Below are 21,006 nucleotides of genomic sequence, written 5' to 3'. Positions count from 1 at the left end.
CCGCGACGGAAAAGCGCCCGGCGCCGAAGAGCCCCCCGTGGCTCTTCGGCGCCGGGCCGCCCCCCGTGGGCGACGGCGTGGTGGTCAGTCCGTCGCGATCGCGTTCAGGACGTTCATCCGCCCGGCCCGGAACGCCGGCACCAGGGCCGCGAACAGGCCCACGAAGGCCGAGGCGATGAACACGCCGATGATCGTCGGCCAGGGGATGTCGAGGACGTTCAGGCCCTCCAGGGCCAGCAGCTGCTGGGCGGTCGCGCCCCAGCCCATGCCCAGGCCGAGGCCGAGCAGCGCGCCGAAGAGGGCGATGACGACCGACTCCATGCGGATCATGCGGCGCAGCTGGCGGCGGGAGAGACCGATCGCGCGCATCAGGCCGATCTCGCGGGTGCGTTCCACCACCGACAGGGCCAGGGTGTTGACGACACCGAGGACGGCGACGACGATCGCGAGCGCCAGCAGGCCGTAGATCAGGTTCAGCATCTGGCCGATCTGCTCCTTCAGGGCCTCCTTGTAGTCGGTCTGGTCGCGGACCTTGTACTGCGGGTAGTCGTGCAGCGAGGACTTCAGGGCCTTGTAGGCGGCGTCCTGCTGACCCTCCTTCGCGGCGGCCAGGACCATGGCGTCCAGCGGCATCTTCTCGGCCGGCACGTGCTGGGCGACGGTCGCGATCGACGCGTACATCGCGCCCTTGTCGATGACCACCTCGTCGCTGGTGATCGCGCGGACGGTGAGGGAGGCGGTGCGGCCGTCCTCGAAGGCGACGTCGACCTTGGAGCCGATCTTCAGGTCGTGCTCGGTGGCGAAGCCCTCGAAGACGGACATCGAGCCGGGCCGGTAGGCGTCGGCGAGGTCGCCCGCCACGGTCTCGGTGCGCAGGTCCTCGACGTACGACGGGTCGGTCGCGTTGATCGTCTCGTTCTTGGACGTCTTGCCGTCGGGGGTGATCAGGTCGGCGTCGAGCAGCTTGTACTCGGTGACGCGTTCCAGGCCGGGCGTCTTCTTCACGGCCTGGACGGCCTGCGGGGTCAGCGGCTGGCCCTGGTCGTTCTGGATGATGAAGTCCGTGCCGACGGACTTGTCGAGCTGTTCCGTGGCCGAGGCGACCATGGAGGAGCCGACGACGGACAGGCAGGCGACCAGGGCGAGGCCGATCATGAGGGCCGCGCCGGTGGCGCCGGTGCGGCGCGGGTTGCGCAGGGCGTTGCGTTCGGCCATGCGGCCGACGGGTCCGAAGGCCCGCAGCAGGACCGCGCCGAGGACGCGGACCACACCGCCGGCCAGCAGCGGGCCGATGACGACGAACCCGATCAGGCTGAGCACGACGCCCAGGCCCAGCCAGAGCGAGCCCTCGCTCGCCTTGTCGGCGGCGGTGGCCAGGTAGAGGGCGGCGCCGCCGGCGCCGGTGAGCAGCACGCCGAGCACGGCCCGTACGACGCCGGCCTTGGCGTCGGCCGGTGCGCCGATGTCCCGCAGAGCGGCCATCGGGGAGACCTTGCCGGCGCGGCGGGCGGGCAGGTAGGCGGCGAGGACGGTGACGACGATGCCGAGGACCATGCCGATCACGGGCGTCGTCCAGGCGACCGTCAGGTCGTCGGTGGACAGGTTCATGCCGGTCATGCTCATGAGTTTCATGAGGCCGACGGCGATGCCGACGCCCGCGCCGACGCCGAGGATCGAGCCGACGACGCCGAGCAGCAGCGCCTCGGCGAGGACGGAGCGGTTGACCTGCTTGCGGCTGGAGCCGATGGCCCGCATCAGGCCGATCTCGCGGGTGCGCTGGGCGACCAGCATGGAGAAGGTGTTGATGATCAGGAAGATGCCGACGAGGAAGGCGATCCCGGCGAAGCCGAGCATCGCGTACTTCATGACGTTCAGGAACTCCCCGACGTCCTTGCGGTTGGCGTCGGCGGTCTCCTTGGCGGTTTGCACCTTGTAGTCGGCGCCGATCGCGGCCACGACGTTCTTCTTCAACTGCGCATCGCTCACCCCGGACGCGGCCGTGACGTTGACGTTGGTGTAGACGTCCGGCTCGCCGACCAGGGTGCGCTGGGCGGTCCTGGTGTCGAGGTAGAAGATCGCGGCGCCGGGGTTGGTGACCTGGAAGGCGGCGATGCCGGAGATCTTCGCGGTGTGCGTGCCGACCGCGTTGATCACGCCGATCTCGTCGCCGAGCTTCAGGTCGTGCTTGTCGGCGGTGTCCGCGTCGACCATGACCTGGCCGGAGTTCGTGGGCGCGGCACCCTCGGTGATCTTCATGGTGCGGGCGTCCTGGCCGTTCCAGCTGCCGACGATGGTCGGGGCGCCGCTGGAGGGCGACAGGTTGTCCTTGTCGGCGTCGACGACCGTCACCGACGTGGAGAAGACGGTGCCCTCCGCCGACTTCACGCCCTGCGCCTTGCGGACCTCGTCGACCACGGCGGCCGGCAGGACCGGCGGCTTGCCGTTGCCGGCGGTGGTCTCACCGGTGTTCGAGGCGCTCTTCGCGCTCACCGTCACATCGGAGGAGGTGGCCGCGAACAGCTTGTCGAAGGTGGTGTTCATGGTGTCGGTGAAGACGAGCGTCCCGCAGACGAACGCCACCGACAGCAGGACCGCCACGGCCGACAGGGCCATGCGTCCCTTGTGCGCGAAGAAGTTGCGCAGGGAGGTCTTCATGACGGTCATGACGTACGCCCCCGGGCGTCGAAGTCCTTCATGCGGTCCAGGACCTGATCGGCCGTCGGCTGGTGCATCTCGTCGACGATGCGGCCGTCCGCCAGGTAGAGCACACGGTCGGCGTAGGAGGCCGCCACCGGGTCGTGGGTGACCATGACGATCGTCTGGCCCAGTTCGTCGACGGAACGGCGAAGGAAGCCCAGGACCTCGGCGCCCGCGCGCGAGTCGAGGTTTCCGGTCGGCTCGTCCCCGAAGATGATCTCGGGGCGGGCGGCGAGGGCGCGCGCCACGGCGACGCGCTGCTGCTGGCCGCCGGAGAGCTGGGTGGGCCGGTGCTTCAGCCGCCCGGCGAGACCGACGGTCTCCACGACCCGGTCCAGCCATCCCTTGTCGGGCTTGCGGCCGGCGATGTCCATGGGCAGCGTGATGTTCTCGATCGCGTTGAGCGTCGGCAGCAGGTTGAACGCCTGGAAGATGAACCCGATCCGGTCCCGGCGCAGCTGCGTCAGCTTCTTGTCCTTCAGGCCCGTGATCTCGGTCTCGTCCAGGTAGATCTGCCCGGACGAGACGGTGTCGAGACCGGCGAGGCAGTGCATCAGCGTGGACTTGCCGGACCCCGAGGGGCCCATGATCGCGGTGAACCGGCCGCGGGCGATGTCCACGTCGACGTGGTCGAGGGCGACGACCCGGGTCTCCCCGGACCCGTACGCCTTGACGACCTGCCGCGCTCGCGCGGCAACGGCCGTACGCCCTCCAGTGCCCCCGTGCCTGGGAATGGTCACAGCCGAAGTCACGGTAAATCTCCTATGTCGGAAGTAAAGGAAGCTGCCGGAGGTGCACTGAGGCAGCGAGTGGCTCTACGTCGATGAGTCTGTCGGCGCGGGAGGGTCCCGCGCGCTGGTGCTCGGGCCCGTCTTCACGGGGGGATAACCCCACCTCTCGGAGTCGGGGTCGGCCCTCCCCCACCCCCCGTCGACGGCGTAAAGCCAGGCTAAGTACGGGACCCGGCCCTTCTCCTCCTCCGACGGTACGAACCCTCCCCCAGCCGTAGTACGGAGGTACCCCTAGGGGCAGTCCACCGGCGGGTGGAGCGCCTCTCAGGGGCGTCTCCACCCTCCGGCCCGTCCAGCTTCCACCCTGCCGCCGCGTCAGGCTCAAGTGGGAAGCTGTCGGCAGCGCATAGCTGCAAGGGACACGCACCCCATGGGGAGGGCGCAGGTGGGGGACATCAGACCCGCGACGCGGGAAGCCGCCGGGCATCCGGCCACCGGCAGGCGGGCGGCGGTCGTCGCCGCGCTCATGCTCGCCATGGCCCTGGCCGCGCTGGACTCCACGGTGGTCTCCACGGCCGTCCCGCAGATCGTCGCCGACCTCGGCGGGTTCTCGGTGTTCTCCTGGCTGTTCTCCGGCTATCTCCTCGCCGTGACGGTCACCCTGCCCGTCTACGGCAAGCTCTCCGACACCTTCGGCCGCAAACCGGTGCTGGTGGCCGGCGCGGCGCTGTTCCTGCTGGGGTCGCTGCTGTGCGCGCTCGCCTGGAACATGGGCTCGCTGATCGCGTTCCGGGTCCTGCAAGGGCTGGGCGGCGGGGCGTTGCAGGGCACCGTGCAGACGCTCGCCGCCGACCTCTATCCGCTGGAGGAACGCCCGAAGATCCAGTCGAAGCTGTCCACGGTGTGGGCGGTGTCCGCGGTCGCCGGCCCCGGCGTGGGCGGGCTGCTGGCCGAGTACGCCGACTGGCGGTGGATCTTCCTCGTCAACCTGCCCGTCGGAGCGGTGGCGTTGTGGCTGATCGTGCGTCATCTGCACGAGCCGCAGCGGGAGTCGCGGCCACGCGCGCGCGTGGACTGGGCGGGGGCGACGGCGGTGTTCGCGTGCGGCGGGGTGCTGCTGACCGCGCTGGTGCAGGGCGGGGTGGCCTGGCCGTGGCTGTCGCCGCCGTCGCTCACCCTGTTCGCCGCGGGGCTGGCGCTGGTGGCGGTGGTGGTGCTGGTGGAGCGCCGGGCGGCCGAGCCGATCATCCCCGGCTGGGTCTGGCGCCGCCGTACGATCGCCGCGGTCAATCTCGCGCTGGGCGCGCTGGGGCTGGTGATGGTGGCGCCGACGGTGTTCCTGCCGACGTACGCGCAGTCGGTGCTCGAACTCGACCCGGTCACCGCCGGGTTCGTGCTGTCGGTGTGGACGCTGAGCTGGCCGCTGTCGGCCGCGCTGAGCCAGCACGTCTACCGACGCATCGGCTTCCGGGACACCGCCCTGCTCGGCATCGGCGCGGCGACCCTGGTGCTGCTGGCCTTCCCGTTCCTGCCGTATCCGGGCGCGGCCTGGCAGCCGGCGGTGCTGATGCTGCTGCTGGGCGCGGCCCTCGGCCTGTTCCAGCTTCCGCTGATCGTCGGGGTGCAGTCGACGGTCGGCTGGTCGGAGCGCGGTACGACGACCGCGTCCGTCCTCTTCTGCCGCCAGACCGGACAGACGGTGGGCGCGGCGGTGTTCGGCGCGGTCGCCAACGGGGTGCTGGCCGCGCGGCTGGGCGGGGCGGGGGACCTGGACTCCGTCACGCGCGCGTGGAACGCGGGAACCGTCCCCGAGCCGACCCGGCGGGCCGTCGCGGACGCGGTGCACGCGGTGTACCTCGGTGCGTCGTGCGCGGCGGCGGTCGCCTTCCTGGTGCTGCTGTGCGTGGCGCCTCGGCGGTTCCCGGTGCTGAAGGGGTGACGGACGGCGGGACGGCTCGCGACCGGGCGGGTTGACGGACGTCGGGACGGCTCCCGACCGAGCGGGTTGACGGACGACGGGACGGCTCGCGACCGGGCGGGTTAACGGCGGTAACACCCCAGCTCAGGGCCCTCTTGACGAAGAAAGCGCATACCGACCGATCAGTTTGTCCAAACCCTCGCGCAGCGCCGTACTCCCCGGTAACGTGCGTGGCTCGCACCCCCCACCTCCCTGCGGTCCGCCGCCACGGACCCGAGCCACGCAAGGAGTCGGGATGTCCCACGACTCGTTCCCGCCCCACGATCCGCCCCACCTCACCTACCCCTGGCAGCCGCCGCCCCCGCCCGAACCCGCACCCGCAGCCCGGCGCCCGGCCGACCGCGCGCCGCTCGGGCACCACAGCGACCTGCGGCTGCTGCGCGGCGCCTACCGCCGTCAACGCCGGGTCGCCACGCTCACCGCGCTCGGCTACTTCGTCCTCTTCCTCGTCCTGTCCGCCTACGCCCCGTCCCTGATGACCCACCGCGTCGGCCCCGGCCTGCCCGCCGGGCTGCTGCTCGCCCTGCTCCAACTCCCCGTCGCCTTGCTGGCGATCGCCCTCTACGAGCACACCGCCCGCCGTCACGTCGATCCGCTCGCCGAACGCATCCGCAAGCAGGTCGCGCTCGACGCCCGGCGCGCCACCCGCCACGGGGAGGCCTCCCGATGACCGCACCCGGCACGATCCCGCACGCGGCCGACGGACTCACCGAACTCAGCGGCGACGCACAGACGATGTCCCTCGTCGCGTTCACCGCCGTCGTCACCGTCACCCTCCTGCTGTGCGTGATGACCGGCCCCGACCGCGACGACCTCGACGAGTTCTACACCGGCTACCGCTCCCTGTCCCCGCTGCGCAACGGCCTGGCCGTCGCCGGCGACTACATCTCGGCGGCCACCGTCCTCGGCACCGGCGGCGTGATCGCCCTGTACGGCCACGACGGCATCGTCCTCGCCCTGAGCACGGCCCTGTCGCTGATGCTGCTGATGTTCCTGCTGGCCGAACCGCTGCGCAACGCGGGCCGGTTCACCATGGGCGACGCCCTGGCCCGCCGTATGCCGGGGCGCGCGGTGCGCGTCACGGCGTGCGCGGTGACGATCGCCGCCCTGTTGCCGATGATGCTGGTACAGCTCGCGGGCACGGGCCAGCTCCTGGCGTTCCTGCTGGGGTTCTCCGGCGACGCGGTCAAGACGGGCTGCATGGTCTGCATGGGCGTCCTGATGATCAGCTACGCGGCGATCGGCGGCATGAAGGGCACCGCCCTGATCCAGATCCTGAAGATCGTGATGCTGCTCGGCTCCGGCGCCGTCGTCGCCGTCCTGGTCCTGCACCGCTTCGACTGGAACCCGGGCGCCCTGTTCGACGCGGCGGCCCGGGGCAGCGGCCTCGGCGACGCCTTCCTCGACTCCGGCCTCCAGTTCTCCACCGGCCCCCACCCCGGCCTGGACATGATCAGCTCCCAGCTCGCGGTGGTGCTCGGCGGCGCCTGCCTGCCGCACATCACCATGCGCATGTACACCGCCTCCAGCGCCCGCCAGGTACGCCGCTCGATGTCCTGGGCGGTGTCGGCCGTGGCGCTGTTCGTGCTGGTCATCACGGTCGTCGCGGTCGGCGCGACGGCTCTGGTCGGCCGCGCGGCGATCGCCGGCGCCGACCCGCAGGGCAACACCGCCTATCTGCTGGGCTCACGGGCCGCGTTCGGGCGGGAGGTGTCCACGGCCGAGACGCTGCTGTTCACCACCGTGACGACGGCGATCTTCCTCACCGTCCTGGCCTCCGTCGCCGGCATGATCCTCGCCTGCGCCAACTCCCTCGCCCACGACGTCTTCGCCGCACGCGCGCGTGAGACCTCACCGCGCCGCGAGATGCTGCTGGCCCGGCTGTCCGCGCTGGCCGTCGGCGTGCCGACGATCCTGCTGGCCGCCCAGGTCCAGCACCGCAGCCTCCAGCCCTTGGTCACCCTCTCCTTCTGCCTCGGCGCCTCGGCCCTGGCCCCCGCCCTCGTCTACAGCCTCTTCTGGCGCCGCTACACCCGCACCGGCCTGCTCAGCACCCTCATCGGCGGCACCCTCTCCGTGCTGCTGCTGATGCCGGGCACCAACCTCGTCTCCGGCTCCCCCGCCGCCGCTTTCCCCGACGCCGACTTCAACTGGTTCCCCTTCACCACCACCGGCCTGGTCACCATCCCCCTCGGCTTCGCCCTCGGCTGGCTCGGCACGATCGCCTCCGGCCGCCGCAAGGCGCAGGAGCAGCGGCACCAGTACGAGGCGGTGGAGGGCTGGATCCTGGCGGGGGCGGCACGACGGGACAGCTGACGAAGGACGAGCGGGGAAGGGACAGGCGGGGAACTACTCGACCACCCGTCCCGTGAGCGCGCTCAGGTTGTTGCGCACGGAGTCCATGTGCGCCTGCACCTGGTCCCACCGCTCGCCGTGCTCGCGCAGCACCCGCTCGGTCTCGCGCGCGATGCGCTCCTTGCGCTGACGGGCCTCGGCGAGGATCTCGGCGGCACGCGCGCGTGCCTCCTCCTCGCGCCGCTGGGACGCCTCATGCGCCTCGGCGAGCTCCCGCTGCGCGTCGGCCAGCGCCTCCTCGGCGCGGGCCACCGCACCGGCGTGCTGAGCCTCGAAGGCGGCGACCCGTTCGGCGGCCTCGCGCTCCTCCGCCGCCATCTTCTCGGCGTACTCCTTCTTCGGTTCGACGAGCATGGCGGCGGTGCGCTGCCGCACATCGCGCAGCGCCGTGAGCGCCTCGCCCCGGAACTCCTTCACCTTGCGCCGGGCGCTGACCCGGATCCCGTGCGCCTCGGCACGCGCGGCGACCAGCCGCAGCCGGGCCTGCTCCTTGGCCTCGGAGCGGAGCGCGTCCGCGTGCTCCTGCGCCGACCGGCGCACGGTGTCCGCGTGCTCCTCGGCCTGCGCCAGCTCCTCGTCGGCCGCGCGCCGCGCCCGGTCGACGACGTCCGCCGCCTCTTCCTCCACGAGCTGGAAGAGCTGCCGCGCGCGCTCCCCGAGGCTGTCGTACGACTGCGGCCCGAGCCCTTTCACGGCCTCCCGCAGCCGCTCGGCCTCCACCATCATGTCCTTGACCAGCACCGTGAGCCGGGCGACCCGCTCCCAGGCGGCGTCGCGTTCGGCGGAGAGCGTGCTGGTGTACACGTCGACTTCCTTGGGCCGGTAGCCGCGCCCGCGAACGGTCGCGAATTGCTGCTGCGGTGACACCCTTGCGCTGCTCATCCTGTAGCCCCTCTCCACCAGACTGCCGCGAAAAAATGATTTCGCGCATATCTTGATGTATCGGACTTACATGCCTAACGCGACACTCCGGACATAAGGGTCCGGCAATACGTGCCATAACAGCCCACATGGACGAACAAGCCCCCCACCGAAGGCATACGAAAGGGCCGGGCCCGGTCACACGACCCGGCCCGGCCCTCGCCACACACCCGTCAGCGGGGCGTACGCCTCACAGCAGCCCGTCCCACATCTGCTCCAGCAGCACCGACCACCAGCTCTCCGGCGACCCCAGCGCGGCCGGGTCCAACGCCGCCAACTGCGCCTGGAAGTCGACCGTCCACCGGCCCGCCTGCTCCTGGTTCAGCCCGAACCGCAGCCGCCACATCCGCCCGAGCAGCGCCAGGCAGCGCGCGAACTCCGGCAGCCCCGTGTTCACGAACTGCGGCGGCACCGGCGCCCCGCCCGGCCCCGCCTCCACTGGCACCGCGACGATGTTCGCCGTCCCGTACTGCACACAGATCGCCCTGCCGAAGTCACTGCCCATCACCAGGTACGAGCCCGCGTCCGGCGCCGGCTGCACACCCCGCTCGGCCGCCAGCTCGGCCAGCGTCGGCACCGGCCGCCCCGGCTGGGCCTGCGCCCAGAAGAACGGACCCATGTCCATCGGCAGACCCGCCGCCACCAGCGTGTGCGCCACCACCGGCGGCACACCCTGCCGGGACACCGCCGCCTGCTCGAACCGGAACACACCCGGCCCGAACGCCGCACCCAGCTCCTGAGCGATCGCCTCCGGCGGTACCGGCGGAACCGGCTGCACCGGCGGCAACGGCGCCCGCACCGGCCCCGGCCGCGCGGGACCGTCGGCCACCTGGTGCAACTCGCCCTGGTGCGCCAGCAACTGCTGCATCCCCTGCTGCCGGCTCGCGTGATCCGTGCCGTACGGCGCGATGCTCGTGATCCGCGCCTGCGGCCACTGCTCCCGGATCATCCGCGCGCAGTACGCGCCCGGCAGCTCACACGACTCCAGCTCGGTGTGCAGCTCCAGCACCTGGTCCGGCGGCACGTTCATCGCCCGCAGCTCGTGGAAGATCTGCCACTCCGGGTGCGGCGTCCCCGGCGCCGAACGCCGGATCAGCTGCTGCTCCGACCCGTCCTGCGCCCGGTAGCGCAGCACCGCCTGGTAGCCCGGACCGACCGTCGGCTGCCCCTGCTGCGGATACCCGTACGCCGGCGGCTGCCCCGGCACCGGCCCACCCGGCGGCATACCACCAGGCGGCATACCACCGGGCGGCATGGCGCCGGGTGGCATCCCACCGGGCGGCATCGGCTGCGGGGCGCCCGGAGGCATCCCCGGGGCGCCGGGGGCGTGCGGCGGCGGGGGCACACCGGGACCGCCCGACGGGGGCCCGGCCAGCATCGTCGCCGCGTGGTGCACGGCACCCTGCGGCCCCCCGGCCGAACCCTGCGCGCCAGGCGCACCGGGCATACCGGGAGCGCCACCGGGCACACCGGGAGCGCCCGGCGCGTGAGGCATCCCCGGGGCGCCCGGCGGCTGCGGAGCGCCCGGCGCGTGAGGCATTCCAGGGGCGCCCGGCGGCTGCGGAGCGCCCGGCGCGTGAGGCATTCCAGGGGCGCCAGGGGCACCCGGAGCACCAGGGGCACCCGGCGGCTGCGGAGCGCCCCCACCCGTGCCCATCTGGCTGGGATCGGCCAGCATCGTCGCCGCGTGGTGCACCCCACCCGGGGGCGTACCACCGGGCGCGGGAGGCGGCGGGGGCGTGTTCGGGCCGCCCGGCCCCTGAGGCGCACCCGGCCCACCCGGCCCCTCAGGGCCGAGCGCCGACACCATCTGCGTGGGCACATAACCACCGGCCGGAGCCCCGGGCGCACCCGGACCGGACGGAGGCGGCGGCGTACTGCCCGGCCGCGCGCCCGGCGTCCCCGGCGCGCCCGGCGGAGGCGGCGGCGTCGCCCCACCCCCGCGCGCACGCCGCGGCGGCGGCGCCGCCTTGCTGGTCGCGGCATCGGAGATGTCACCGGCGTCCGGCGCGATCGGCCGCGCCGGAGTACCCGGACCACCCGGAGGCGGCGTCCCGGGCCCCTGCGGAGAGTACGACGGCGCACCCGACCCCGAATGCGGCTGCGGCTGCGGCTGCGGCTGCGGCTGCGGCTGCGGAGGAGGCGTACTCCCCGGCGGAACCGCGGCCGGGATCCCCGCACCCTGCGAACCGCCCTGCGACCCACCCGGCACACCACCGGACGCACCCTGCTCACCGAGCGCCGGCGCGACCGTCGTCCGGGGAAGCTGACTGCCACCCGACATCAACGCCGTCTTGGCATCCGGCAGGGACGACGACGACGGCGGCGGCGTCTCGTCGTCCGAACCGCTCAACGGCGGCGCGAACACCGTCGCCGGCAACGGCACCGAACGGTCGTCACCCGAATCGGCGTTGGTGTCCGTCCCCGTCCAGGGCGTCGCCCCCACCGGCGCCGAAGGCGCCCCCGCCTGCGTCTGCGGCAACGACGGATCACCCGTCACAGGCACGGACGGCGAGGAGGACGCAGACGGCGCGGAGGACACGGACGCCGAGGACGCCGAGGACGAAGAAGCCGCCCCCGAATCCACCCCCCGCCCCTCAGAAACCCCCAACCTGTCCGCCGCCTCCTGCAACCACTCCGGCGGCGACAACAAGAACGACGTCTGATTCAGATCCACCCGCGCCGCAGCCGCCGGCGCCGGCTCCGCCACGGCCTCCCTACGCCCGTACTCCTCCTCGTACCGCCGAATCACCTCACCCACCGGCAACGACGGCCACAACGTCGCCTCCCCGCTGTCCCGGGCGACCACCAACCGCTGCGCACCCCCGTCCGAACGCGGCCCCTCCGCACGGTCCTCACCCCACACCACGAACCCGAGATCGAACTCCCGCACCCGCACCTCACGATGCTGATACGCCGGAACGTCCCCGTTGATCCACTCTTCCCCGCGCTCCTGCGCCTGCGCGAACGTCACCATCGCCCGATCACTCCCCCACGGAAGAAACAGAAGAACCGGACGACACGGGAACAGCCCGCGCGAAACCGCCGTCCACCATCAGATTCGCCACCGTCTCCAACTCCGGCGGCTGACCCGCGAGCCGCGACAGGAACTCATCGAAGTCCGCACCGCACGGCAGCAACAACCGCTCCATCCGCTCCGCCGGCGACCACGACGCATCCACATCCCGCGCGTCGTCGTACGCGCAGAACCACACCGAACCGACCCGCTCCCCCTTCACCTTCACCGCCAGCAGACCACCCTGCACGAAACCGACGCCCAGAAAGTCCTTCGTCAGATGGTCACGCAGACACTTGTTCACATACACCAGGTCGTTGACCGCCGCCTCGTCCCGCACCGTGAAGAACGGCTGGTCCACCAGCAGCCCCAACTCCGCGTCCAACGCCGCACCCACCGGCGCACACCCACCGGCCGCCTTCAAGAACGACCGATACGCACCCGGCAACCGGTACCCGAGATCCTCCTCGACCCCCTGCACCTGCGACTCCGTCACCGCCACACCCGACTTCGGCAACCCGAAATGCGCCGGACGCGTCTCCTGCAACGGCCGCGTCCCCCGCTTGCCCTGATCCACCGCCGCCGTCGCCACACCACCGTGATGCCGCAACAACGCCTTCACCTCGACCGGCACCAACTCCAACCGCCGCGAACCCGCCACGTGATGCCACGTCCAGCCATGCGGCGTCGCCACCTGCGCCACCGTGTCCCACAACTCATGACCCGACGCCGCCAACGCCGCGTTCGCCGACACATAGTCCGTCAACCGCAACTCGTCGACCCCGAAACCCTCCGGCGGCTCCGCGATCTCCGCCGCCGCCCGCGCATAAGGCGAGAAGTCCGGGAAACCACGCTCATCCACCCGCACCCCCCTCGGATGACGCGCGGCCCGGACCGGATCCGGAAAATGCACGACCTGCCCGGCATAGGCCGCGTTCGGCGGCGCGGCTTCCTGCCCGAGCCGACCTGTCGTCATGGCGGTTGCCCCCTGCGGCACTCTGGACGGACCCCAGCAGCCGGACCCACACCGGTCCCGACCACCACGCCCCGTATCCGACTCTCTCCAACGGTCTCCAACGCGCGTCGACCGCGCGCCGACGGTGCCGACAGCCTATGCGGTACGACGACACCGGTCACCGGCCCTCCACTTCCGTGACCAGCCGTCACCCCGCCGTGACAGCCCGCCCCCACACGGGCGTGTCGCACCGCCCCAGCTTCCCCACCCGCCACGCGATTTGGCACCCTGTGTCCTCCGGGGGGATGCACGGGAGGGGACGACGATCATGAACGCCACGCAAACGGGACCGCACACCAGCCACACAGGCGACCCCCGCATCGGCTGGTCCACCGACGAAACCCCGCACGCCCCCACCCTCCGCCACCGCCGCGACGGCATACTCCCCACCGTCGCCGCCGCCCTCTCCGTCCGCGGCGCCACCCTCACCGGCACCGCCGCCCGCGGCGACCAACCCCCCACCCTCCACCCCCTCGTCCAGGACTTCCTCGACACCCTCACCAGCGGCCAACGCGACCGCTTCACCGGCCGCTGTGCCGAAGCACTCCTCATCTCCCGCCACATCACCGCCGTCGACGCCACCCGCAGCAAACGCGCCGCCCGCAGACCCATGACCAACGGCGAAGCCCGCAAAGCCCTCAAACACGCCAAACTCACCACCCGCCGCATCCGCGAAGACGGCGACCCCCTCCACGGCAGCTTCGCCAACCCCTGCCGCGCCTGCACCGCCCTCACCGCCCACTTCGGCGTCCGCATCGTCGACCCCACCCCCACCGACAGCTGAGTCGACACCAAGCCACCGACAGCTCAGTCGCCCCCCACCGACAGCTGACCAACGCACCGAGCCGACGAACGAAGACACATGCACCCCGACCGCACCTCCACCACCCGCTTCCCCGTCCCCGTCGACGCAGCCCTCCGCGCCGCCGGCTGGCAACCCGGACGCTGGGACATCAAACAAGCCGAGATCTGGGCCGACACCCTCCGCGAACACACCTCACCCGCCGGCCACCGCCACGCCGTCTTCCCCGCCGCCGTCGAAGCCTGGGCCGAATTCGGCGGACTCCGCATCACCCCCACCGGACCCGGCCGCCAAGTCGCCCCCACCACCCTCCACCTCGACCCCCTCCACGGCCTCCACATGGCCCGCACCCTCGGCGACCTCGGCCGCGCCCTCGACACCGACGTCAGCCCCCTCGGCACCGAAACCGACAACGAAACCCTCCTCGCCATCGACGCCCAAGGCCGCGTCTACGCCCTCGACCACACCGGCGACTGGTACCTCGGCCCCGACATCGACCACGCCCTCGGCGCCCTCGTCTCCGGCACCGAACCCCACCGCCTCACCGCCGGCTGACCCACCCCGCCGGCCCCCAGAACCCCCAGCCCTTCGCCGCCGCCGGAATCACCAGCCCTTCAGGCCGCCGGAATCACCGCCGACACCCGAAAACCCCCCGCCTCCGTCGGCCCCGACACAAACACCCCACCCAAAGCCACCACCCGCTCCTTCATCCCCACCAGCCCGTTCCCCCCCGACGGCAACCGCGCCGACGACGCCGAACCAACCTCAGGCGGCGGCTCGTTCTCGACCTGCATCGCGATCTCCGCCACCCGATGCGCCAACCGCACATGCGTCTTCGCCCCCGCCGCATGCTTGTGCACGTTCGTCAACGCCTCCTGCACCACCCGATACGCCGTCTGCTCGATCTCCGCACCGTACGAACGCACCTCACCCTCCACCGACAGATCCACCACCATCCCCGCAGCCGCCGACTGCCCGATCAACTCCTCCAACTCCGACAGACACGGCCCCTCCCCCTCCTCCACACCCACAGAAACCGCCGCCACCGGCACCGACACCCGCCCCACACCACCATCACCACTGCGCAACACCCCCAACATCTCGCGCAACTCCGTCAACGCCTGCCGCCCCATGTCCCCCACCAACGCGGCATTCCGCACCGCCTTCTCCGGATCCTTCCGCGCCACCGCCTGCAACGCCGCCGCATGCACCACCATCAGACTCACCCGATGCGCGACCACGTCATGCATCTCCCGCGCGATCCGCGTCCGCTCCTCACCCCGCGCCCACTCGGCCCGCTCCTCAGCCCGCTCCGCGAGCAGCTGCAACTCCCGCTCCAGACTGTCCGCCCGCTCCCGCAGACTCTCCATGAGCCGCCGCCGGGCCCCCACATACAGACCCAGCAACAGCGGCGGCGCCGTCAGCCCCAACGAAGTCGCGATCGACGCGAACGGCAGAAACCAGTCCCCGAGATCCAGATCCCCCCGCCCCATGCTCTGCCGCACCCGCACGAACGTCACGATCAACGTCCCCACCAACTGCATCCCCGCCAGCGACCCGATGATCCGCCTCGGCAGCTCCGACGCCGCGAGCGTGTACAGGCCCACGATGCCCATCAGGTAACCCATCTGGGCCGGCGTGATCGCGATCGACACCAGCACCACGGCGATCGGCCACCGCCGCCGCACCAACAGCACCGAACCCGCCAACAGCCCGAAAACGACCCCCGCCGCCGCCGGGATCCCCGCGTCCCACGCGAACGGAACCCCCTCCGCCGCGCACTCCGCCGCCGACACCGCCGCCAGACACCAGTCGAACACCGCACTGCGGCGCCTCGCCCACCACCACGGCCCTCCCCGAGCCGTCGTGTCCTCTTCCCCCGTCGTGGTCATGCCTCCAGCCTACGGGCGCCCGCCCCGGCTTTTCCGGCGAGTTTCCACGACACACTCCGTAACCGGACACGCACGAAACCCACCGATATCCCTCGAACGGTTGAACCATGCCCGTTCGAACCCGGAACCCCGCATTCCGCCCGGACGGTAGGCACATGGCACATTCCATGGGCAAGTACGCGGACTTCGAAGGCCTACGGCAACGGGCGGTCGCACTGCGCCGGGCCGGCCACAGCCTCCGACAGATCCGCGACGAACTCGAGGTCCACAACAAGGAGACCCTCCAACGCCTCGTCGAGGGCGAGCCGCCACCGGAATGGACGAAACGACCGCGGGCCAAGGACGACCTGCGAGCCAGGGCACGGGAGCTGCGGCAGCAGGGCTGGACGTACAGCCGGATCCAGGCGGAACTGGGCTGCTCGAAGAGCTCCGTCTCGCTCTGGGTGCGGGATCTGCCGAGGCCGGAGGGGACACGGACGAAGGAGGAGGCCTCGGCGCTCGCCAGGCGCGGCTGGGAGGCGCAGCTGCGGATCCGCGACGAGGAGCGGCAACGCACCAAGGAAACGGCCAAGCAAGCGGTCGGCGACCTCTCACCACGGGAATTGTTCCTGGTGGGCGTGGGCCTCTACTGGGCCGAGGGCAGCAAGGACAAGCCGTACGACCGCCGGGAGAAGATCACGTTCGTCAACAGCGACCCCGGGATGATCCAGGTCTTCCTCGCATGGCTCGATCTGCTCGGCATCGCACGCGAGCGCCTCCGGTACGCCGTGATGATCCACGAGACGGCCGATGTGACCGGAGCCGAGGACTACTGGTGCGACCTCGTCGGCGCCGACCGCTCCCAGTTCACCAAGACGACCATCAAGAAGCACAACCCCAGAACCGTCCGGAAGAACGTCGGCGAGTCCTATCGTGGCTGCCTGGCCATCAATGTCCTGCAGAGCGCGGACTTGTACCGTCGCATCGAGGGCTCCTGGTACGGCATAGTGGAGTCCGCGCGCGCAGCCGATCAATAGAGTCGGGCATAGTGCGCAAGCAATCCCGGATCGTCTAAGGGCAGGACAAACGGTTTTGGTCCGTTGAATGAGGGTTCGAATCCTTCTCCGGGAGCTCACAGCGCGCACATCGCGAGTTCGGGCCCTGACCCAGCAAGGTCAGGGCCCACTCTCATGTCCCCCAGGAAGCACCCCGGTATCCTTCGGATGTCTCCACCCCTACACAGCCGAAGGGCAACTCCGTGAGCGCCATTCGCCCGGCAGCCGTCGTCGTTCTCGCAGCGGGTGAGGGCACCCGTATGAAGTCGGCCACACCGAAGGTTCTGCACGAGATCTGCGGCCGCAGCCTCGTGGGTCACGTCCTGGCCGCCGCCCGTGAGCTGGACCCGGAGAACCTGGTCGTCGTGGTCGGGCATGCCCGGGAGAAGGTCACCGCGCACCTCACCGACATCGACCCGCAGGTGCGCACCGCGGTCCAGGCGGAGCAGAACGGGACGGGGCACGCCGTCCGGATGGGTCTGGAGGAGCTCGGCGGCGGGGTCGACGGGACGGTGGTGGTGGTCTGTGGTGACACGCCGCTGCTGACGGGTGCGACGCTGGCCGAGCTGGCCGCGACGCATCAGGCCGACGGCAACGCGGTGACGGTGCTGACCGCCGAGGTGCCGGACGCGACGGGTTACGGCCGGATCGTGCGGGACGAGGTCTCGGGTGCCGTCACGGCGATCGTGGAGCACAAGGACGCGACCGAGGCGCAGCGGGCGATCCGTGAGATCAATTCGGGTGTGTTCGCGTTCGATGGGCAGTTGCTGGCGGACGCGTTGAAGCGGGTGCGGACGGACAACAGTCAGGGTGAGGAGTACCTGACGGATGTCTTGGGGATTCTGCGTGAGGCCGGTCATCGGGTGGGTGCGTCGGTGGCGGGTGATCATCGTGAGATCGCGGGGATCAACAATCGGGTGCAGTTGGCCGAGGCGCGGCGGATTCTGAACGAGCGGTTGTTGACGGCGGCGATGCTGGCCGGTGTGACGGTGGTGGATCCGGCGACGACGTGGGTGGATGTGTCGGTGTCGTTCGGTCAGGACGTGGTGGTGCATCCGGGGACGCAGCTGTTGGGGTCGACGCATCTGGCGGAGGGTGCGGAGGTGGGTCCGAACTGCCGGCTGAGGGATACGCAGGTGGGTGCGGGGGCGCGGGTGGACACCACGGTGGCGGATGGTGCGCAGGTGGGTGCGGAGGCGTTGGTGGGTCCGTTCGCCTATCTTCGGCCGGGTACGCGTCTTGGTGCGAAGGGCAAGATCGGGACGTATGTGGAGACGAAGAACGCGTCGATCGGTGAGGGTACGAAGGTGCCGCATCTGTCGTATGTGGGTGATGCGACGATCGGTGATTATTCGAACATCGGTGCGGCGAGCGTGTTTGTGAACTATGACGGGCAGGACAAGCATCACACGACCGTCGGGTCGCACTGTCGGACGGGTTCGGACAACATGTTTGTGGCTCCTGTCACGATCGGGGACGGCGCGTACACCGCTGCCGGGTCCGTGATCACGAAGGATGTGCCGCCCGGCTCGCTGGCCGTGGCCCGTGGTCAGCAGCGGAATATCGAGGGTTGGGTGGCTCGTAAGCGTCCGGGCAGTGCGGCGGCGAAGGCTGCCGAGGCGGCTTCCCAGCAGGGTGGCGGCGAGGACTGACCGGAAACGGGCGCGTTGGACACGGCGTACCGTGATAAGTGCACATTCGCACCCCCACCAGCTGAGACGGCTTCGTCGCGTGTGCAGTGGCGAGGTCTGGCGACAGCCGGTTGAGAACCTCTGAGGAGACAGTGCTGTGACCGGGATCAAGACGACCGGCGAGAAGAAGTTGATGTTCTTCTCCGGCCGCGCCCACCCCGAGCTTGCCGAGGAGGTCGCCCACCAGCTGGGTGTCGGGGTCGTCCCGACGAAGGCCTTCGACTTCGCCAATGGTGAGATCTATGTCCGTTATCAGGAGTCGGCTCGTGGTGCGGACTGTTTCCTGATCCAGAGCCACACGGCGCCGATCAACAAGTGGATCATGGAGCAGTTGATCATGATCGACGCGTTGAAGCGTGCGTCGGCGCGTTCGATCACGGTGATCGTGCCGTTCTACGGGTATGCGCGGCAGGACAAGAAGCACCGTGGGCGTGAGCCGATCTCGGCGCGTCTGATCGCGGACATGATGAAGACGGCGGGTGCGGACCGGATCCTGACGGTGGATCTGCACACGGATCAGATTCAGGGTTTCTTCGACGGTCCGGTGGATCATCTGTTCGCGCTGCCGTTGCTGGCCGACTATGTGGGCCAGAAGGTGGACCGGCAGAAGCTGACGGTGGTGTCTCCGGACGCCGGCCGGGTGCGGGTCGCGGACCGTTGGTGTGATCGTCTGGGTGCTCCGCTGGCGATCGTGCACAAGCGGCGTGACAAGGACGTGGCGAATCAGGTGACGGTGCACGAGGTCGTGGGTGAGGTCCGGGGCCGGGTGTGTGTGCTGGTCGACGACATGATCGACACGGGTGGCACGATCTGTGCGGCGGCGGATGCGCTGTTCGCGCATGGTGCGGAGGATGTCATCGTGACGGCGACGCACGGTGTGTTGTCGGGTCCGGCTGCGGATCGTCTGAAGAACTCGAAGGTGAGTGAGTTCGTGTTCACGAACACGCTGCCGACGCCGGGTGAGCTGGATCTGGACAAGATCACGGTGTTGTCGATCGCGCCGACGATCGCGAGTGCGGTGCGTGAGGTGTTCGAGGACGGTTCGGTGACGAGCCTGTTCGACGAGCAGTAGACGAGCCTGTTCGACTGATCGATTTTTCTGCGGCCTCCCGCGCCGAGTAGACTGCTCAGGTTGCTCGGCGAGGGAGGCCGTCCCCGTGGGTTGGGGTGCGGCGGTCCGTTATCGACGCGCTCTTCGTAGCAGGCCGTTCGTGGCCGGGTGACCACGTCCGTTCCGCTTCCTACGAGGGGTGATTGACATGTCTGAGGTAAAGCTCGCCGCTGAGACGCGCACCGAGTTCGGCAAGGGTGCCGCGCGTCGTATCCGCCGTGCCGACAAGGTTCCGGGTGTTCTGTACGGTCACGGTTCGCAGCCGCTGCACCTGACGCTGCCGGGCCACGACCTGCTGCTGGCGCTGCGTACGCCGAACGTTCTGATCTCGCTGGACATCGACGGCAAGACGAGCGAGCTGGCGATCCCGAAGGCCGTGCAGCGTGACCCGCTGAAGGGTTTCCTGGAGCACGTGGACCTGCTGCTGGTCAAGCGTGGCGAGAAGGTCAACGTCGAGATTCCGGTGCACACCGAGGGTGAGCTGGCCCCGGGTGGCAACCTGCTGGAGCACGTGCTGAACGCGCTGCCGGTGGAGGCCGAGGCCACGCACATCCCCGAGGCCGTGACGGTGTCGGTGGAGGGTCTGGCGGCCGGTGCGTCGATCCACGCGAAGGACATCTCCCTGCCGAGCGGTGTGACGCTGGCTGTCGAGGAGGACGCGGTGGTCCTTCAGGTGCTGGCCGCGCAGGCCGAGGAGGCCCCGGAGGGCGAGGCCGCCGAGGGTGGAGAGGCCGCGGAGGCCTGATCGGCTGTTCGGCGGTAGTACCAGCGGTATTCGGCTCCAGCCGCCGCTTCCTTCGGGAAGCGGCGGCTGTTGCGTAGGGAGAGTGACGTGACGAGTGAGGCCAATGCGCCGTGGCTGATCGTGGGCCTCGGCAATCCCGGTCCGGAGTATGCCGGGAATCGGCACAATGTCGGTTTCATGGTGGCCGATCTGCTGGCCGAGCGGGTCGGGGGCAGGTTCAAGCGGGCGGGCAAGGCGCAGGCGCAGGTGGTCGAGGGGCGGATCGGTCCGCCGGGGCCGGCGAATCGGCGGGTGGTTCTGGCGAAGCCGATGTCGTACATGAACCTGTCGGGCGGTCCGGTGAACGCGCTGCGGGACTTCTACAAGGTGCCGTTGGGCAATATCGTCGCTGTTCATGATGAATTGGACATCGATTATGGGGCTCTTCGACTGAAGTTGGGTGGTGGGGACAACGGGCACAACGGGTTGAAGTCGATGACGAAGGCGATGGGCGCGGACTATCACCGGGTGCGGTTCGGGATCGGGCGGCCGCCGGGGCGGATGCCGGTGGCGGATTTCGTGTTGAAGGATTTCGCGTCGGCGGAGCGCAAGGAGCTGGACTACTTCGTGGACCGGGCGGCGGACGCGGTGGAGTGTCTGGTGATCGAGGGGTTGGAGCGGGCGCAGGGGACGTACAACTCCTGAGGGAGGTTGACGGCTCGTTCGGGCATGGCCAATGATCCCGGCCATGCCTGTCACTGCTGCCCGTTCCCGTCGCGCCCCGCGTCGTCCTTCGGCCTCGGTCGCCGCGTTGCGGTGGGGCCGGTTGGCCGCGATGGGGGTGGTGGCCGTGGTCATTCTGGTCGCCGGGGTGTGGGGGTCGTGGGGGACGGCGCAGCACGTGATGCTGACGAAGGGGCGGGAGCGGGGCACGGTGGTGGTGGCCCGGTGCGGTGCGGAGACGTGTTCGGGGCCGTTCAGGCCGTTGTCGGCGGGGTCGACGGCGCGGGCGCGGGTGGTGATCGAGAAGTCGGTGGCC

16 protein-coding genes, 1 tRNA gene and 1 pseudogene are annotated in these 21,006 nt (G+C 70.5%); 12 read left to right on the top strand and 6 right to left on the bottom strand.

What is annotated here, in order from left to right; translation table 11 throughout:
* Positions 1 to 84: 84 nt before the first annotated feature.
* Together ALMP_RS01120 and ALMP_RS01115 are read right to left on the bottom strand one after the other, a co-directional pair.
* Positions 85 to 2,664, bottom strand: a complete 2,580-nt coding sequence (locus ALMP_RS01120) for an ABC transporter permease (protein ID WP_264923977.1) — start codon at positions 2,662 to 2,664, stop codon at positions 85 to 87.
* A complete protein-coding gene (locus ALMP_RS01115) occupies positions 2,661 to 3,449 on the bottom strand; it encodes an ABC transporter ATP-binding protein (RefSeq protein WP_264923976.1) in 789 nt (262 codons plus the stop codon). Before ALMP_RS01115 ends, ALMP_RS01120 begins: the two co-directional genes overlap by 4 nt.
* Before the next feature lie 424 nt (positions 3,450 to 3,873).
* Between ALMP_RS01115 and ALMP_RS01110 the strand changes: the two genes are divergently transcribed.
* From ALMP_RS01110 to ALMP_RS01100, 3 genes are all read left to right on the top strand, one after another.
* On the top strand, positions 3,874 to 5,367 hold the full coding sequence (locus ALMP_RS01110; protein ID WP_264923975.1) for an MFS transporter: 1,494 nt from the start codon (positions 3,874 to 3,876) through the stop codon (positions 5,365 to 5,367).
* A 274-nt stretch (positions 5,368 to 5,641) separates the two neighbouring features.
* A complete protein-coding gene (locus tag ALMP_RS01105) occupies positions 5,642 to 6,076 on the top strand; it encodes a DUF485 domain-containing protein (protein WP_264923973.1) in 435 nt (144 codons plus the stop codon).
* A complete protein-coding gene (locus tag ALMP_RS01100) occupies positions 6,073 to 7,722 on the top strand; it encodes a cation acetate symporter (protein ID WP_264923971.1) in 1,650 nt (549 codons plus the stop codon). The genes ALMP_RS01105 and ALMP_RS01100 overlap by 4 nt, the downstream gene beginning before the upstream one ends.
* Before the next feature lie 33 nt (positions 7,723 to 7,755).
* Here the strand turns inward: ALMP_RS01100 and ALMP_RS01095 are convergent, their stop codons facing one another.
* From ALMP_RS01095 to ALMP_RS01085, 3 genes are all read right to left on the bottom strand, one after another.
* Positions 7,756 to 8,643: a cellulose-binding protein gene (locus tag ALMP_RS01095; RefSeq protein WP_264923970.1), complete on the bottom strand. Its 888-nt coding sequence runs from the start codon at positions 8,641 to 8,643 to the stop codon at positions 7,756 to 7,758.
* A 229-nt stretch (positions 8,644 to 8,872) separates the two neighbouring features.
* Positions 8,873 to 11,659 carry an SUKH-4 family immunity protein gene (locus tag ALMP_RS01090; RefSeq protein ID WP_264923969.1) on the bottom strand — a complete coding sequence of 929 codons (2,787 nt, stop codon included), beginning with the start codon at positions 11,657 to 11,659 and terminating at the stop codon, positions 8,873 to 8,875.
* Positions 11,660 to 11,666: 7 nt separating this feature from the next.
* Entirely contained in the window at positions 11,667 to 12,674 is a 1,008-nt protein-coding gene (locus tag ALMP_RS01085) for an SMI1/KNR4 family protein (protein WP_264923967.1), read from the bottom strand.
* Positions 12,675 to 12,981: 307 nt separating this feature from the next.
* Here ALMP_RS01085 and ALMP_RS01080 point away from each other — a divergent pair, with 307 nt between their 5' ends.
* Entirely contained in the window at positions 12,982 to 13,497 is a 516-nt protein-coding gene (locus ALMP_RS01080) for a YwqJ-related putative deaminase (RefSeq protein ID WP_264923965.1), read from the top strand.
* Between the two features lie 78 nt (positions 13,498 to 13,575).
* Complete coding sequence (locus ALMP_RS01075) at positions 13,576 to 14,070, top strand: SUKH-3 domain-containing protein (protein ID WP_264923964.1); 495 nt, start codon at positions 13,576 to 13,578, stop codon at positions 14,068 to 14,070.
* A 59-nt stretch (positions 14,071 to 14,129) separates the two neighbouring features.
* Here ALMP_RS01075 and ALMP_RS01070 read toward each other — a convergent pair whose 3' ends face one another.
* The gene (locus ALMP_RS01070; protein ID WP_264923963.1) at positions 14,130 to 15,407 is read right to left on the bottom strand and encodes a sensor histidine kinase; all 1,278 of its coding nucleotides are present in this window, start codon (positions 15,405 to 15,407) and stop codon (positions 14,130 to 14,132) included.
* A 155-nt stretch (positions 15,408 to 15,562) separates the two neighbouring features.
* Here ALMP_RS01070 and ALMP_RS01065 point away from each other — a divergent pair, with 155 nt between their 5' ends.
* The 7 genes and pseudogenes from ALMP_RS01065 to ALMP_RS01035 all read left to right on the top strand — a co-directional run.
* Positions 15,563 to 16,423, top strand: coding sequence for a helix-turn-helix domain-containing protein (locus ALMP_RS01065; RefSeq protein ID WP_264923962.1), 861 nt, complete (start codon positions 15,563 to 15,565; stop codon positions 16,421 to 16,423).
* 23 nt (positions 16,424 to 16,446) lie between these two features.
* Positions 16,447 to 16,517 (top strand) — tRNA-Gln (locus tag ALMP_RS01060).
* Between the two features lie 127 nt (positions 16,518 to 16,644).
* Positions 16,645 to 18,093, top strand: coding sequence for a bifunctional UDP-N-acetylglucosamine diphosphorylase/glucosamine-1-phosphate N-acetyltransferase GlmU (gene glmU / locus ALMP_RS01055; RefSeq protein ID WP_264923961.1), 1,449 nt, complete (start codon positions 16,645 to 16,647; stop codon positions 18,091 to 18,093).
* A 136-nt stretch (positions 18,094 to 18,229) separates the two neighbouring features.
* Positions 18,230 to 19,204 carry a ribose-phosphate diphosphokinase gene (locus ALMP_RS01050; RefSeq protein WP_264923959.1) on the top strand — a complete coding sequence of 325 codons (975 nt, stop codon included), beginning with the start codon at positions 18,230 to 18,232 and terminating at the stop codon, positions 19,202 to 19,204.
* A gap of 187 nt (positions 19,205 to 19,391) precedes the next feature.
* Positions 19,392 to 19,988: a 50S ribosomal protein L25/general stress protein Ctc gene (locus ALMP_RS01045; protein WP_264923958.1), complete on the top strand. Its 597-nt coding sequence runs from the start codon at positions 19,392 to 19,394 to the stop codon at positions 19,986 to 19,988.
* Positions 19,989 to 20,075: 87 nt separating this feature from the next.
* On the top strand, positions 20,076 to 20,672 hold the full coding sequence (gene pth / locus ALMP_RS01040) for an aminoacyl-tRNA hydrolase (RefSeq protein ID WP_264923956.1): 597 nt from the start codon (positions 20,076 to 20,078) through the stop codon (positions 20,670 to 20,672).
* 31 nt (positions 20,673 to 20,703) lie between these two features.
* Positions 20,704 to 21,006: pseudogene (locus ALMP_RS01035) on the top strand (hypothetical protein); the annotation flags it as partial.

Origin of the sequence: Streptomyces sp. A012304 (genome assembly GCF_026008495.1) — a bacterium.
Classification (GTDB): Bacteria; Actinomycetota; Actinomycetes; order Streptomycetales; family Streptomycetaceae; genus Streptomyces.
The sequence above is the reverse complement of the archived record's forward strand: the minus strand, read 5'-3'. Positions and strand labels throughout refer to the sequence as shown.